This window comes from Mycolicibacterium sp. XJ1819 (genome assembly GCF_053483675.1).
The window spans coordinates 20728-35744 of the sequence record NZ_JBEFST010000029.1 but is presented as its reverse complement, the minus strand read 5'-3'; the positions used below and the strand labels follow the sequence as shown (position 1 = coordinate 35744).

16 protein-coding genes and 1 pseudogene are annotated in these 15017 nt (G+C 67.2%); 7 read left to right on the top strand and 10 right to left on the bottom strand.

Annotated features, from left to right (window positions below):
• Positions 1-50 precede the first annotated feature (50 nt).
• Positions 51-287 (bottom strand): microaggregate-binding protein 1, encoded by a 237-nt coding sequence (gene mbp1 / locus ABQE89_RS25020; protein ID WP_448421716.1) that lies wholly within the window; start codon positions 285-287, stop codon positions 51-53.
• A gap of 265 nt (positions 288-552) precedes the next feature.
• Positions 553-1570, bottom strand: a pseudogene (locus tag ABQE89_RS25015) (DNA topoisomerase IB).
• Between the two features lie 220 nt (positions 1571-1790).
• On the opposite strand from ABQE89_RS25015, the gene ABQE89_RS25010 reads away from it, so the two are divergent.
• Both ABQE89_RS25010 and ABQE89_RS25005 read left to right on the top strand, forming a co-directional pair.
• Positions 1791-2225, top strand: a complete 435-nt coding sequence (locus ABQE89_RS25010; RefSeq protein WP_448421714.1) for an ATP-binding protein — start codon at positions 1791-1793, stop codon at positions 2223-2225.
• A gap of 62 nt (positions 2226-2287) precedes the next feature.
• A complete protein-coding gene (locus ABQE89_RS25005) occupies positions 2288-3010 on the top strand; it encodes an RNA polymerase sigma factor SigF (protein ID WP_448421756.1) in 723 nt (240 codons plus the stop codon).
• Here ABQE89_RS25005 and ABQE89_RS25000 read toward each other — a convergent pair.
• The gene (locus tag ABQE89_RS25000) at positions 2981-3439 is read right to left on the bottom strand and encodes an STAS domain-containing protein (RefSeq protein WP_448421712.1); all 459 of its coding nucleotides are present in this window, start codon (positions 3437-3439) and stop codon (positions 2981-2983) included. The genes ABQE89_RS25005 and ABQE89_RS25000 overlap by 30 nt on opposite strands.
• 242 nt (positions 3440-3681) lie before the next feature.
• Here ABQE89_RS25000 and ABQE89_RS24995 point away from each other — a divergent pair, with 242 nt between their 5' ends.
• Complete coding sequence (locus ABQE89_RS24995; protein ID WP_448421710.1) at positions 3682-4218, top strand: nucleotidyltransferase family protein; 537 nt, start codon at positions 3682-3684, stop codon at positions 4216-4218.
• Here the strand turns inward: ABQE89_RS24995 and ABQE89_RS24990 are convergent.
• The 5 genes from ABQE89_RS24990 to ABQE89_RS24970 form a co-directional block, all read right to left on the bottom strand.
• Positions 4211-4540, bottom strand: a complete 330-nt coding sequence (locus tag ABQE89_RS24990; protein ID WP_448421708.1) for a hypothetical protein — start codon at positions 4538-4540, stop codon at positions 4211-4213. The two genes, ABQE89_RS24995 and ABQE89_RS24990, sit on opposite strands and share 8 nt — an antisense overlap.
• Before the next feature lie 95 nt (positions 4541-4635).
• Positions 4636-6432, bottom strand: a complete 1797-nt coding sequence (locus ABQE89_RS24985) for an acetyl/propionyl/methylcrotonyl-CoA carboxylase subunit alpha (RefSeq protein ID WP_448421706.1) — start codon at positions 6430-6432, stop codon at positions 4636-4638.
• A gap of 129 nt (positions 6433-6561) precedes the next feature.
• Positions 6562-8028: a hypothetical protein gene (locus ABQE89_RS24980; protein WP_448421704.1), complete on the bottom strand. Its 1467-nt coding sequence runs from the start codon at positions 8026-8028 to the stop codon at positions 6562-6564.
• Between the two features lie 101 nt (positions 8029-8129).
• Positions 8130-8546 (bottom strand): SufE family protein, encoded by a 417-nt coding sequence (locus ABQE89_RS24975; protein WP_448421702.1) that lies wholly within the window; start codon positions 8544-8546, stop codon positions 8130-8132.
• A gap of 4 nt (positions 8547-8550) precedes the next feature.
• Positions 8551-9438 (bottom strand): sulfurtransferase, encoded by an 888-nt coding sequence (locus ABQE89_RS24970; RefSeq protein ID WP_448421700.1) that lies wholly within the window; start codon positions 9436-9438, stop codon positions 8551-8553.
• A 169-nt stretch (positions 9439-9607) separates the two neighbouring features.
• Between ABQE89_RS24970 and ABQE89_RS24965 the strand changes: the two genes are divergently transcribed.
• Positions 9608-10366: a hypothetical protein gene (locus tag ABQE89_RS24965; RefSeq protein WP_448421698.1), complete on the top strand. Its 759-nt coding sequence runs from the start codon at positions 9608-9610 to the stop codon at positions 10364-10366.
• Between the two features lie 8 nt (positions 10367-10374).
• Here ABQE89_RS24965 and ABQE89_RS24960 read toward each other — a convergent pair whose 3' ends face one another.
• Positions 10375-11016 carry a Maf family protein gene (locus ABQE89_RS24960; protein WP_448421696.1) on the bottom strand — a complete coding sequence of 214 codons (642 nt, stop codon included), beginning with the start codon at positions 11014-11016 and terminating at the stop codon, positions 10375-10377.
• A gap of 291 nt (positions 11017-11307) precedes the next feature.
• Here ABQE89_RS24960 and ABQE89_RS24955 point away from each other — a divergent pair, with 291 nt between their 5' ends.
• From ABQE89_RS24955 to ABQE89_RS24945, 3 genes are read left to right on the top strand one after another with little or no spacing between them, the layout of a single operon-like run.
• Positions 11308-12609, top strand: coding sequence for a UDP-glucose dehydrogenase family protein (locus ABQE89_RS24955; protein WP_448421754.1), 1302 nt, complete (start codon positions 11308-11310; stop codon positions 12607-12609).
• On the top strand, positions 12606-13436 hold the full coding sequence (locus ABQE89_RS24950; RefSeq protein WP_448421694.1) for an acyltransferase: 831 nt from the start codon (positions 12606-12608) through the stop codon (positions 13434-13436). The genes ABQE89_RS24955 and ABQE89_RS24950 overlap by 4 nt, the downstream gene beginning before the upstream one ends.
• Before the next feature lie 16 nt (positions 13437-13452).
• Positions 13453-14199: a hypothetical protein gene (locus ABQE89_RS24945; RefSeq protein WP_448421692.1), complete on the top strand. Its 747-nt coding sequence runs from the start codon at positions 13453-13455 to the stop codon at positions 14197-14199.
• Positions 14200-14235: 36 nt separating this feature from the next.
• Here ABQE89_RS24945 and ABQE89_RS24940 read toward each other — a convergent pair whose 3' ends face one another.
• Positions 14236-14985: an SGNH/GDSL hydrolase family protein gene (locus ABQE89_RS24940; RefSeq protein ID WP_448421690.1), complete on the bottom strand. Its 750-nt coding sequence runs from the start codon at positions 14983-14985 to the stop codon at positions 14236-14238.
• Positions 14986-15017 lie beyond the last annotated feature (32 nt).

Genomic DNA, 15017 nt, shown 5'->3' with positions numbered 1-15017 from the left:
CGAAGGGCCCAGCCTGATTCGGCTGGGCCCCTCTGTCGGCGCTCGGAACGTCACTGTTCCTGCTTCTGCCGCTCCTCTGCCGACTTCGCGCCGGCTCGGGCGGCGTCGGCCTCGGCTTCCTTGCGGGCCGCGTCCTGCTGTGCGTCGGCCTTGTCCTGCTGGACCTGGCCCTCGCGGACCATGTCATCACGGCCGGTCACGGAGCCGACCGCTTCTTTCGCCTTGCCCTTGACGTCTTCGACGACTCCCTTGACGCCTTCCTGCGGGCCACTGTTCTTCTCGGTCATGGTCACCTTTCCGCTACTACCGTGGATCGGTATGGCCCGGCGATCCGGGCCGCGCGGTGGGGAATCTCCCCACCCGGTCGTGGGGTTCCCGAGCCTCCGAACCGCTAAACGGCCCTCTCGGGAGGCGGCGGTTCACGTCACTGCATCGGTAATCCGTCGTGGTGGGCGGTCCCCCGGCGCGTGGGACGAAACCCGAACTGTCGGTGACGTCGGAAAGGCGTGTCGCGCAGCTGCTTTGGTCGGCTTACCCGAGTCGACGCGGTGGCTAGCTCTTGGCCACCTTGCGGATCAGGCGCGCGGTGCCGCTGTCCAGGATGGCCTGCCGTTCGGCGCCCGACTTGGAACGCGCGGCACGCCGTGCCGCCGCGGCGATGGTCAGTCCGGATTCGTATCCGTCGACCACCCGCGGGTCGACGTATGAGCTCCTGGCCACCGCGGGCGTGTTCCCGAGCTCCTCGGCCACCTCCTTCATCACCGCCGACTCCACCCGCTTGATCACCTTCTTGTCCACCGGTGGATCCGCGTCGACGAACGCCGCGGCCGCCAGCACCGTGCCGTGCCAGGTCCGCAGATCCTTGACCGTGTAATGCTCGCCGACGAGCTCTTTGAACCGGGCATTGAGGTCGTCGGCGTGGATATCGGTCCAGCCGGACGCATTGCGGCACACCAACAGCCGCTCGGTCCGCTCGGGCCGGCGCAACAGCGACCGCACCGACCGGATGGCCTCGGGGTCGTCGATCGTCAGCGTCCGGCGCACACCGGACTTGGCGGGGAAGTCGAACTCGATGCCGCCGCGTGCCACCGTGACGTGTTCGCAACGCAGCGTGGCGACGCCGAACGAATTGTTCTCCTCGGCGTACTGTTCGGAGCCGGCCCGGAAGTATCCGAGGTCGAGCAGGTGCAGCGCCAGCGCGAGCACCCGGTCACGGGTCAGGCCGCGGCCGGACAGGTCGGCCGCGATCTGGCGGCGCATATCGGGGCAGCGCGGCGGACAACTCCAGCGCCCGGTCGAACTTCTCCTCGTTGCGCTCCTGTTGCCAGCGCTGGTGATACAGATATTGGCGTCGGCCCGCGGCGTCGGTGCCGACCGCCTGGATGTGCCCGTTGGGGTGCGGGCAGATCCACACCTTCTTCCACGCAGGCGGGATCACGAGGTCCTTGATGCGGTTCAGCGTCGCGGCATCGGTGACCGCGGTGCCGTCGTCGTGGGTGTAGGAAAAGCCGCGCCCGCGGCGCACCCGGTGCAGGCCGAGACCCCGCACGTCGCTGCGGCGAATTCTCATGTTTGACCTCCGGCCTCCGCCGGGTATGGAGGGGGCACCATGGTGATGTCACTGCCCAACCGGCGCGAGCAGGATGAGAACGACCGGCGTCAGCTTCATGTCCGCGTAATACCCGGCCATAACGCTTGCCACACGTCCCCTCAACCAGGCAATAGGTGCGCGGGTGGTTAGCTGGGAGTCGTCCTGGGGTACCCTCGCTTCGATATTGCCGGGAGGTCAAATGGCCGATGTCGCCAACACAAACAACGGCCATCAGTGGGGGCCGCGATCGGTCGAACTGCGCGTGGCGGCCAAACTGGAAAACCTTGCGATGCTGCGTACCCTCGTCGCCGCCGTCGCGACGTTCGAGGACCTCGATTTCGACGCGGTGGCCGACCTGCGCCTGGCCGTCGACGAGGCCTGCACCCGGCTGATCCGCTCGGCCGTCCCCGACTCGGTGCTGTTGCTGGTGGTGGACGCCCGCGACGACGCGGTGGTCGTCGACGCGTCGACGACATGCAAGAGCCCCGACATCCTGGCGCCGGGCAGCTTCAGTTGGCACGTGTTGAGCTCGCTGACCGACGAGGTGCGCACATTCCAGAACGGCCAGGGCCCGGGGGACTCGCAGGTGTTCGGGATCTCCATGACGACGAGGCGAGCGAGCTCGCTGCGGTGACTCCGCCGACCTCCCAGGGTTCGTCGAAACGGTCGAACGCTGAGTATGCGGACGTCGTCGCGATGTTCCGCGAACTCGAGGGTCTACCGGAGGGATCCGCACAGTTTCAGCGGCAACGCGACCGCATCGTCGAGCGTTGCCTTCCGCTGGCCGACCACATCGCCCGACGGTTCGACGGCCGCGGCGAGTCTCGCGACGACCTGGTGCAGGTGGCGCGGGTGGGCCTGGTGAACGCGGTGATCCGGTTCGACGTCAACGCCGGCTCGGACTTCGTGTCGTTCGCGGTCCCGACGATCATGGGCGAGGTCCGCCGACACTTCCGGGACAACAGCTGGTCGGTGAAGGTGCCGCGCCGGCTCAAGGAACTGCACCTGCGGCTCGGTGCGGCCACCGCGGAGTTGTCGCAGCGGCTGGGCCGCGCCCCGACGGCATCGGAACTGGCCGCCGAACTGGACATGGACCGCGACGAGGTCATCGAGGGCCTGGTGGCGGGTAGCTCCTACAACACCTTGTCCATCGACTCGGGCGGTAGCGGGACCGACGAGGCGCCGGCGATCGCCGACACGCTCGGTGACGTCGACCTGGGTCTGGACCAGATCGAGAACCGAGAAGCACTGCGGCCCCTGCTCGCGGCATTGCCGGAGCGCGAACGCACGGTGTTGCTGTTGCGGTTCTTCGAATCGCTGACCCAGACCCAGATCGCCGAGCGGGTGGGCATCTCGCAGATGCACGTGTCTCGCCTGCTGGCGAAGTCGCTAGCCCGTCTTCGGGACCAGCTGGAGTAGTCGACGCGGCTCGCCCTGCAGCGCCGCCAGCGCCTGCTTGAGGGTGCTGAAGAACGGCAGGGTGGAGTCCGGGTCGCAGATGCGCAGCAACCGGGTGACCGCGGCGCTGGGCACCGATGCCCAGTCGATGGACTCGCCCGCACAGCGCACATTGAGCGTATGCAGCGCGGAAAAGCCGGTGGTGCCGAAGAATTCGACACCGGACAGATCGAGCACCAACCGGTCGATGTTGTCGGCGTGGTGCAGCGCGTACTCGACGAAATCGTGGGCGTTGGCCGCGTCGATCTCGCCGTGAGCGGTGATCACCGCGGTATCGGGCCGCAGCCATTTGGTCGCAAACCGGGCCGCATGCGAGGCGGCCGGTTCGGTCAGAGACTGCGGTTCGGGTGGGGCATTGCTGGGATCAGATGGGGAAATGGTTGTAGACATGGTGACTCCATCAGTGAAATGCGAAATTCGAACTGTGGCTCACGTCAAGAAATCGGCCCTGCGTCCTCAAAGCCTCGCTGCAGAGGAACTTCACTCTGCCCGTCGATGACGTTTGCAGCTTGGCTGTGAACTCAACCTATTGAGAACCCTACGCGGTGCGGGCGCGACAGACAATCGGAGCGGGATGTTCTCAGGAAGCTGCCAGGCTCACCGCCCGGTAGCGAAAGCCATACACTGATCCGATGTCCAGCACGGCTGCCGGTGTTCTGCTCGCCGCCGGTGCGGGCACCCGGTTCGGGATGCCGAAAGTCCTTGCCGGACAGGGGGAGTGGCTGCAGGCGGCGATCGCCGCGCTCAGTGGGGGCGGCTGCGGCGACGTGGTGGTGGTGCTCGGCGCCGCAGTGGTCGAGGTGCCGCCGCCCGCGCGCGCCGTCGTGGTCCGCACCTGGTCAGAGGGTATGTCCGCGTCGGTGCGGGCGGGCCTGTCGGCGGTGGATGCCGACTACGCGGTGCTGCACACCGTCGACACCCCCGACATCGGCGCCGAGGTGGTGCGGCGCGTGCTCGAGGCCGCACGTTCGTCGTCGTCGGGACTTGCCAGGGCCGTCTACGGCGACCGGCCCGGCCACCCGGTGGTGATCGCGCGCAGGCACTGGCCCGAGCTACTGGCGCGACTGCGCGGGGACCGTGGCGCGCGGGCATACCTGTCTGCACGCACCGACGTCGTCGCAGTGGACTGCGCCGACCTGGCGACCGGGCGTGACATCGACGTCACGTGATCGTGATGCCCAGCATCGCCGCCGCGAACCGGCGCACCGACCGTTCGGCGATGTCGGCGGCGTCGGCGTGGCCGTCGCGGGCGCGGGTGTGTACGGTCGCCGCGATCGGGTCGACCCGCACCTCGGCCAGCATCTCCCCGGTGGTCGGTTCGCAGACCGCCCACGTGTAGCCCGTGTCAGACGCCCACTGCGCATGGCAGCGGGCGATGTAGCCGGGATCGGTCTCGCCCAACGCCGCCAGCGCGGGACGGTCGTCGATCAGGTCGTCATCGCGGGGGGCGCGCAGATACCACGCGCCTGCGTTGATCTCCACGGGCTCCATGCAATTGCATCCGCTTCATCCGCGAACGTTCATTACCGCGCGACATTTCGCCGATTCTTCGCACACAATTCGACGTTCGGCGACTGCGGCGAGTGCTACTTGATCTCGGCCAGTACCGTGCCTTGGGTGATGGCCGCACCGGGCTCCACCGCCAGGCCGGTGATGGTGCCGTCCTTGTGCGCGGTGACGGGGTTCTCCATCTTCATCGCCTCGAGCACCACCACCAGATCGCCGGCGGCCACCTGCTGGCCCTCTTCGACGGCGACCTTGACCACGGTGCCTTGCATCGGTGCGGTCACGGCGTCGCCGGACGCGGCGGCACCGGACTGGGAGCCACGCTTGCGGGCCTTGGGCTTCTTGCGGATCACCCCGTTGGCCGCCGCCCCGCCGCCGTTGCCGAGCGCGAGGTCGCCGGGCAGCGACACCTCCAGCCGTCGACCGCTGACCTCGACGACGACCGTCTGCCGCGGGATGGTGTCCTCTTCCTCGATGGGGTCACCACCGGTGAACGGCTCGACGGTGTTGTCCCACTCGGTCTCGATCCAGCGGGTGTGCACCGAGAAGCCGTCGTCGTCGCCGATGAACGCCGGATCGGAAACGATCGCGCGGTGGAACGGGATCACGGTGGCCAGGCCCTCGACGTTGAACTCGGCAAGGGCGCGCCGCGACCGGGCCAGCGCCTCGTCGCGGTCGGCGCCGTAGACGATGAGCTTGGCCAGCATCGAGTCGAACTGACCGCCGATCACCGAACCGGTCTCCACGCCGGAATCCATCCGGACGCCGGGCCCGCTGGGCGGCTCGAACTTGGTCACCGGGCCGGGGGCGGGCAGGAAGCCGCGGCCGGCGTCCTCGCCGTTGATGCGGAACTCGATGGCGTGCCCGCGCGGTTCGGGATCTTCGGTGATGTCGAGCTTGTCACCGTTGGCGATCTTGAACTGCTGCCGCACCAGGTCGATTCCGGCGGTCTCCTCGGTCACCGGGTGCTCTACCTGCAGGCGGGTGTTGACCTCGAGGAACGAGATCAGGCCGTCCTGGCCGACGAGGTATTCGACGGTGCCCGCGCCGTAGTAACCGGCCTCTCTGCAGATGCGCTTGGCGGACTCGTGGATCTCCTTGCGCTGCGCGTCGGTGAGGAACGGCGCAGGCGCCTCTTCGACCAGTTTCTGGAAGCGGCGCTGCAGCGAGCAGTCACGGGTGCCCGCGACGACGACGTTGCCGTGCTGATCGGCGATCACCTGCGCCTCGACGTGGCGCGGCTTGTCCAGATAGCGCTCGACAAAGCATTCACCGCGGCCGAACGCCGCGACGGCCTCGCGGGTGGCCGACTCGAACAGTTCGGGGATCTCCTCGATGGTGCGGGCGACCTTCATCCCGCGCCCACCGCCGCCGAAGGCCGCCTTGATCGCGATCGGCACGCCGTACTCCTTGGCGAAGGCCACCACCTCGTCGGCGTCCTTGACCGGATCAGAGGTGCCCGGCACCAGCGGCGCCTGGGCGCGCGCAGCGATGTGGCGCGCGGTGACCTTGTCGCCGAGATCGCGGATCGACTGCGGGCTCGGGCCGATCCAGATCAGCCCGGCATCGATCACCGCTTGCGCGAAATCGGCGTTCTCCGAAAGGAATCCGTAACCGGGATGAATCGCGTTGGCGCCCGACTTCTCGGCGGCCGACAGCAGCTTGGCGAAGTCGAGGTAAGACTCCGCGGAGGTCTGCCCACCGAGAGCGAACGCCTCGTCGGCGAGGCGGACATGAGGCGCGTCGGCGTCGGGTTCGGCGTACACAGCCACGCTCTGCAGTCCGGCGTCCCTGGCCGCCCGGATCACCCGGACCGCGATCTCCCCGCGATTGGCGACCAGCACCTTGGAGATCTTTGAGCTGGCATGACTGGCCACTGCGCCTCCTGATGGCAAGTTCTCTAAGAAACGTCTTTAAGAATAGGTCCGCACGGCAGTCTAAGCGCCACCGGCTCAAGCGTTGCGACGCGGTGCCTCTTGCGGTCACCGCAGTACCGCAGTTGCGGCCTACACGTGTTGGTGTGCGGGCGTGAACAGGCTGGGCGTACCGCGCATCATCGGCCCCGGCTCGACGCCGAGCACGTTGGCCAGCAGGGACGGGGCGACGTCGAGGACGTCGACCTCGCGGCGGGACGGATCGGTGGGCACACCCGCCCCGTAGGCCAGCAGCATCCCCTGCGGGATGTGATAGCCCGTGTTGTCGCCGCCGGTCCTGGGCCGAACGTTGAAGCCGAGTTCGGCGGGTGTCGCGGTGGCCGGTGCATCGGCGCCCAGCGGCGTGAACGTCACCGGTGTCGAGGTGTCGGGATCCTTGCCGGGGCTGTTCGCGGCGTTCTCGTAGGCCCGCAGAGCGAACGTCAACGTCCTACCCTCCACCCGGAAGCGGTCGAACAGCGGGCCGATGCCCTCGGCGCACACCGACTCGAGCGGGGCGACCGCGTCGCGGGCCTGCGCCTCGTCGGCGAACACCAGCGACAACATCGGGTACATCGCCATTCCCCACTCGATCGGAGTCAACCCGAGCCGGGCTATCAGGCGGTCGTGTTGTTCGAGGAAGAACATGTTGGTCTCGGCGAACCTGGCCTGCACCGGACCCTGGCCCATGCTGGCGGCGACGACGAGCATCGCCTGCGGGTTGGCGGCCAGGTACTTGCGGATGCGGCCGAGCTGACGGTCCGCCAGATCCATTGCCGCGCCCAGGAATGTGCCCAACACCGCGTCGGGGGAGTAGTCGAACGTGTCGGTGTAGCCGGGCATGGCATCGCCCCAGAACCGGTGCATCATCCCGGCGACGTGGTTGGTGAAGAAGATGCTCAGCCGCGGCCGGTGCGCGGTCTGCAGCCGCCAGTACAGGTCGAAGCCGGGGAGCACCTGGAGTGCGGACCGAAACGCCTTGTACCGCCTGTCTTTGCGCTCCCGAACGAGATGGCGCGCGATCGTGGTCGCGGAACTGGGCGTCAGGCCCCGCCGCAACAGGTCCAGGCCCGCGCCGGCCAGCATCCGGGGGTTCAGCGCGACGTTGGGGTCGAAGCTCATCTTCCTGGTCATCGCCAGGTTGAAGTCCTGGAACTTGCGCAGCGACGGGGGATAGGTCTGGCTGTCCTGGCTGAACGTGTCGGGCACGTAGAAGCCGCCGTGGGCGAACGGCCGCGCCGGCCAACTCTGCAGGGGACCGAACAGACCGACGCTCAGTCCGGCCTTGTCGGCAACGTCCCAGATCAGGTCTCCGCGAAAGGTTGCGGGATCCTGTCCGAGGTCGAACGAGTTGTGGTCATAGGACGACGTGTGCAACGTCGGCCACGTGCGCCACGGCTGCAACGCGACGGGTCCACTGTTGACCGTGGTCAGCGACTGACCGGTGTTGACCAGCGCGGCGAAGTGCGAATTCGGTCGTCGTCGAACGTAGTAGTCGACAACGCTCCATGGGACTTCGTTGAGTTCGTACAGGACGATGTCCCGGTTGCCGCTGCGCAAAAGGACTCCCTAAGGGCTAGTTGCAATTAATAAGATTTTGCGTCAAATATCGCAGGCGCGCCAGCAAACCGCCAATTCAGGGTCGCGGACAGCCGGCCGCGTCAGCTGACGCGCAGGTTCCGTTTGATGCGCGCGAGCATCGCGGCCATGCCGCGAAGCCGCAACGGGCTGATCAGCGCGGCCAGACCGAGGTCGCTGTAGAAGTCCTCCGGCACCGCCAGGATGGCGTCGGCCGGCTGCTGGTCGAGGCCGGCTGCCAGAATCGCCGCGAAGCCCCGGGTGGTCGGCGCCTCGGCGGGCGCACTGAAGTACAACCGCACGCGCTCCCGGTCGGCTGCGTCGACATGCAGAAACAGCGGAGACTGGCATTCCGGGACCGGCTCCATCGCGGCCTCTTCGAGGTCGGCGGGCAGCGGCGGCAGTTCTCCTGCGAACTCCAGCAGCAGCTGCAGCTTGTCCTGGCCGTCGACCTCTTTGAAGTCCGACACCACTTCGGCCAGGGCTGCGGGCATGCTCATGGCGTCAGGGCGCCTCACCCGGTTCGTCGCCGACGGCGACGGGCACGCGCACCGCGTTGCCCCACTCGGTCCACGAGCCGTCGTAGTTGCGCACGTTGGGCAGGCCGAGCAGGTGGGTGAGCACGAACCAGGTGTGGCTGGAGCGCTCACCGATGCGGCAGTACACGACCGTGTTGTCCTCGGGGGTGAGGAACCCGTAGAGCTCCTCGAGCTCGGCGCGGCCGCGGAACCGGCCGCTGTCGTCGGCGGCCTTGGCCCACGGGATGGACTTGGCGGTCGGGATGTGGCCGCCGCGCAGCGCGCCTTCCTCGGGATAGTCGGGCATATGTGTGCGCTCGCCGGTGTACTCCTGCGGTGAGCGCACGTCGATCAGCGGCTCTTTGCCGAGGATGGACAGGACGTCGTCCTTGAAGGCGCGGATCGGCGCGTCGTTGCGCTCGACGACGGGATACCCGGTGGTCTGCTTGGTCGGCACGTCCAGGGTGGTCTCCCGGCCGTCGGAGATCCACAGATCGCGCCCGCCGTTGAGCAGCCGCACGTCGGGGTGCCCGAACAGGGTGAACACCCACAGCGCATACGCGGCCCACCAGTTGCTCTTGTCGCCGTAGATCACGACGGTGTCATCGCGCGAGATGCCCTTGCGGTTCATCAGGTCGGCGAACTGTTCGCCGGTGATGTAGTCACGCACGTTCGGGTCGTTGAGGTCGGTGTGCCAGTCGATCTTCACCGCGCCCGGGATGTGGCCGGTGTCGTAGAGCAGCACGTCCTCGTCCGACTCCACGATGGCCAGGCCGGGTTGGCCGAGGTGACCCGACAACCAGTCGGCTGTTACAAGCCGCTCGGGATGGGCATATGACTGCAGGGCGGGATCGGGATCGGCAGGAAGCGACACACCATGAGCCTACTCAAGCGCGTGCCGCGCGATGCACCCGATCCGGTGCTCGGGGCGTGCGGTCGGGCCGCGGCGACCCCGTGGGGCGAACCCGCGTTATGGTGTTCCGGTTTCGCTCTCTGCCCAGTCCCTCCGATGGCCTCGCCTGTCGGCGCCCGAAAGGTATGACGTGACAGTCGAACGCCTTTCCGGCGCAGATCGCGCCGCCGATATCGCCGAGCACCTCGATGTGCTCGGCGTGGTGTGTCTGCCCGGTTGCGTGCCACCCGATCTGCTCGAATCCGCGCAAACCGAAGTGCGTCGCCTGTCGGACGCCAACAACGGCGCGGACTTCAGCGTCGTCGACGTGCAGAACAAGCCCGAACTTTCGCTGAGCCAAATCGTCACCGACCCCGTTCTGCACGGTCTTGTCACTCAATTGGCGCGCATCGGGTGCCCGAACGCGCGCGGCGCACAGGATGACGCGTACGGCGTCTTGAATGTGTCGTTCGGGCGGGCGCGGCGACCGATGGCGTCACGGTTTCACTACGACTCGAACACCGTGGCGGTGGTCATCCCGCTGATCGCGCCCGACGGCGGGTCGGTGCCGTCCGGCGAATTGGCATTGTTTGCCAATCACCGTCCGTTCCGGCGCTCGGTGACGGTCAACATCGTCGAGAAGCTCCGTCTGGTCGATCCCTGGTATCGGCGGACGTTATGCAACCGCGTGCTCGACCCCGACGGCGGTCACCTGCATCGCATACGGGCCGGTGACGCGTACGTCTTCTGGGGGTATCGCAGCCTGCACGCCGCGATGGCGCCCGCCGCCGGCGCGTTGCGCGCCACCCTGGTGATTCACTGCGGAAACCCGCACGCCGACAGTCGGTTGCTCGCGGCGGTCCGCGGCGTGCGGTCCGCGCTGGCGTCGGGTATCCACAAGTGGCACTGACTCGGTCGTCAGTCGACCGGGTTGGCCGCCCACAGCGCGGGAATCGTCAGACCTGCCGCGCGCAGAAGCCGACGAACCGCGGGCAGGCCGATACCGACCACCGCGGACGGGTCACCGTCGACGCCGTCGACGAACCATCCGCCCAGTCCGTCGATGGTGAAGCCGCCGGCAACGCGCAACGGCTCGCCGCTGGCGATGTAGGCGTCGATCTCCTCCGCGGTGGGCGTGCCGAAACGCACCGTGGTGACGGTGGTTTCGGTGCCCCGATAGACGGCTTGCCCGCCGCGTAACCGCAGCAGACAGTGCCCGGTGTGCAGTTGCGCCGCGGTGCCCGACATCAACCGCCAGCCGGCCCGCGCGGAATCCGCCGAGTCGGGTTTTCCCAGCAGCTGCTCACCGCGATAAAGCATTGAATCGCAACCGATCACCGCAGCGTCGTCGGCCGTCGCGGCATCCAGCGCCTCGGCGACCCGCTCGGCCTTCGCGGCGGCCAGCGCGGCGGTGGCGGCGGCGGGTGCGGGCCCGGGCCCCAGCGACGCCAGCACGGCGTCCTCGTCCACGCCCGAGACCAGCACCAGGGGGTCGATTCCTGCCTGGCGCAGTACCGCGCGGCGACCGGGAGAAGCCGAGCCGAGGACGAGTCGGGTCATTCGGCTCACCGTACCTACCACCTGTTTGCCCGGCTAGGTCTGCAGATAACGAACACTCGACGTATCGATTGCCCGTCGCCCGAACGAACTGGTAGCTGGTTTATGCTGAACCTGCTGATAAGCATGTGTGTTTTTTCGGCCGTTCGGTCATGTGCGGGCCGCGGCACCGAAAGGTTCGGTGTCTCCGCTTGACCGGCGGGAGCTTTTGCTGCACATTAGCGTGGTGCGTTGCTACGCCGAGGTCGAGGGAGTGATGATGGCGCATCGCCGGATCAACGTGTGTAGGTGGCCGTGCGACTGACGGTTTTCGGCATGGGCTACCTCGGCGCTACCCATGCGGCCTGTATGGCCGAACTAGGACATGAAGTACTCGGCGTAGAAGTCGACGCGGCCAAGCTCGAAAAGCTGGCCGCCGGCCAGGTGCCGATCTATGAACCCGGCCTGGCCGAGTTGTACGGCACCCACCTCGCGTCCGGTCAGCTTCGGGTCACGTCCTCTTACGAGGAGGCCGCGGAGTGGGGTGACGTCCATTTCATCGCGGTCGGGACACCACAGAAGGACGGTGAGTACAGCGCCGACGTCAGCTACGTCGACGCCGTCATCGAGACGCTGGTTCCACTGCTGACCCGCGACGCAGTCATCTTCGGCAAGTCGACGGTGCCCGTGGGCACCACGCATCGGTTGGCCAATCGCGCCGACGAACTCGCCAAGGACGTCGAGGTCGAGATCGCCTGGAACCCCGAGTTTCTGCGCGAGGGCAACGCGATCAAGGACACCCTGCAGCCCGATCGGCTGGTGGTCGGAACCCAACCGGGCGGCCGGGCCGAGGAGGTGGCGCGGGAGGTCTATGCGCGGCTGCTCGACGAGGGGACTCCGTTTCTGGTCACCGACACCGCCACGGCCGAACTGGTCAAGACCACCGCGAACGCGTTCCTGGCGACGAAGATCTCGTTCATCAACGCGATCGCCGAGGTTTGTTCGGCGGCCGGCGCCGACGTCAAGGCCGTTGCGGACGCCATCGGGTACGACGCGCGCATCGGCAGGCGGTTCCTCAACGCGGGCTTGGGGTTCGGCGGCGGCTGCCTGCCCAAGGACATCCGTGCCTTCATGGCCAGGGCCGGTGAGCTGGGCGCGGCCGAGGCGCTGACGTTCCTGCGCGAGGTGGACTCGATCAACATGGGCCGCCGGACCAGGATGGTGCGGTTGTGTCGGGAGGCGTGCGGCGGGTCCCTTCTGGGCGCGCGTGTCGCGGTGTTGGGCGTGGCCTTCAAACCCGAGTGTGACGATGTGCGTGACTCGCCGGCGCTCAACGTCGCCGGGCAGATTCAACTGCAGGGTGCGATGGTCACCGCATATGATCCCAAGGCTGTCGAGAACGCCCGAAACCTGTTTCCGACGCTGCATTACGCTCATTCGGCGCAGGAAGCATGCGAGGGTGCCGATGTGGTGATGGTGCTCACCGAATGGGACGAGTTCTTGAAGTTGGATCCGCGCCGCATCCGGGAGCGGGTGCGACGGCCGGTGGTCATCGACGGCCGGATGTGTCTCGACAAGACGAAGTGGACCGACGCAGGTTGGGAGTACTGGGTATGACGATTGCTCGCGACGCCGACACCGACGGCATCGACGACGAGGTAGCGGGGATCGCAGAAAGTATTGCCTCGCAGCCTCGGCCGAATGCGCTTCTGTCGCTTTTCGCCTGGCTGCTGCCGAGCGGTCCGTTCAAGTTGTGGGCACTGCGCAAGCTGGGCAACCGGATCGGCGACGACGTCGTGATCGGGCCGACTCTGGTTTTGGGCTGTGGGCCGTTCTGGATCGGCGATCACTCGGCGATCGGCGCGGGCAACACCTTCCGGCACCTGCGCCATGTCCGGATGGCTGCGAACACCGGGTTGGGTAACTGGAACTACATCACCGCTCAGATCGCGTATCAGAAGTTCAGTGACTACGTCGGCATCTTCATCGTCGAGGAGCTGTCCGGAATCACCAGCCGGCACTATCTCGACTGCGGCGGTCAGATCGTCCTGCGGCGCAATTCCGGCGTCGGTGGCCTCAAGAGCATCCTGCAGAGCCACGAGATCGACCTGCAGAAGAACGAGACCACCGTCGGGCAGATCATCCTCGAGGAGAACTCGATGACCGGCACGGGCTGCATCCTGCTCAAGGGCGCCCGGCTGCCCGAGAAGTCCGTTCTGGCAGCGGGTTCGGTGTTGATCAAGTCCCGTGACGACGCGCTGAAACCGTGCGGACTGTACGCCGGTTCCCCCGCGAAGTATGTCCGCGAGCTCAAGGATTTCGCGTTCTGGGATCGCACCGTCTTCTATACGAAGGAGACCAAGTTCGACGACACCGTGTTCCGCGAGGAACTGGTGAAGTCTCGCTGGTCGCCGCATTCGCCGCTGAATTCGCGCGCCACATAGCGTGCAGGCCCCCAGCGTGCGCCGCCGACGGATCGCGGCGTTGGCGATCGCGATTGTCCTGACCACGGCCGGGACAGCCTGTCAGAAGGCCGATGTCGAGAGCCTCAACATGCCGCCGCTGTCGACGGTCAGCCTGGATTTCTCCGATTTCCCCGACGGTGAACCACCCGCGACATTCGGTGACGGACCCTCGAAGGTGTCCGTCAACGAAACCAAGACCGACCCTGGGGCCAGGTTCCGCATCGCCGACGGCAAGCTGACCATCGACCCGACCGAGCCCGGGCAGACGGGCAGCTACTTTCACACCCCCGACCTGGGCGAGCCGGTCGTCAAGATCGGCGCCCGCTGGGTCTTCAAACCACGTCAAGGCACCCCGGACGGCGCCATGGCGCTTGTGGTGTCCAACAAGATCTTTCGTCCGCCCTTCCCGGTGCACCTCTCGGTGACCGCATACGGATGGGGCTATGGAGTGTGGCCTCCCATGGAGGGCGAGGAGATTCCCGAGTTGGACATGATCATGGCGGGCCGGTTCGATCCGCCGCTCGAGCAGGACGGCACCACGGTGTATGAGACTGAGGTCCTTCTCAACGGTGATCGGGCGCTGATCCGCTTGCCCGACGGGCAGCGTCGCACCGTCAGGGACAAACGTATCGCCGACTGGGCGGGCCACTACGCGACATTCGAGGCGTGGGCCAAAGACGGCCTGACAGATTCGACGGTCGCTTTCACCGAAGTCTGGGCCGGTACCCGGGCAGCGCCCTAGAACCGGTACCCAAGCCTGCAGACGACGCCGGCGACCTCAGCAACCCGCTGGGGCGCCGCGGCCGCGCAGATCGGCGGCGAACCGGGTGGCGTACTCCAGCTGTCCCTTGCCGTTGGGCAGGAACCCGTCGTTGGAGTAGAAGCTGGCGTCGGGTAGCCAGCGTTCGGCCATCGGGTCGATGAAGATCACGCCGGAGTCCTCGGCGGCGGCGGCGATCGGACCCGACACCATGGCCACTTCCTCGGGTGTCACCACGTCGCCGGCGATCGGGCCGACCGCGACGATCATCGTGTCGGCGGGCAGCTGGTTCTTCAGGGTGGTGAAGACCGACGAGGCGGCCCTCTGCAGCTGATCGGGTGTGGCCCGGTAGTCGTGCAGGCCGCCCTCGACGATCACGATCTCCGGTTGTCCGATGGCCACATCGTCGGCCCGCTCGGTGAACGCCGAGGTGTTGGGTTTTCCACCGGGGTTGGTGTAACCGGTCTCCAGTTCGGCCGATTTCGCCGAGATGGACCAGCACATCTGCTTGGCCAGCTCCTCCACCCAGCCGCGGCCGAGATCGCCCACATACCCCAACGCCGTCGTGTCGCCGAGCACAGCGGCCCGCGGGTAGACGCGAAACTCGTTGCGCAGCCCGGTGTTCGAGTCCTCGCCTCCAGGTGCGTCGGGCCTGGGCGCCAGGGTGGCCGGGGCGGCCTCGGGGGGAGATACCGACTGGTCCTTGCGCAGCCATACCACCCCGCCGATCGCGACCGCGAGGCCCACGATGATGACGAGCGCGGCCACTGTTCTTGATGTAGCGGTGCGAAACACGACGA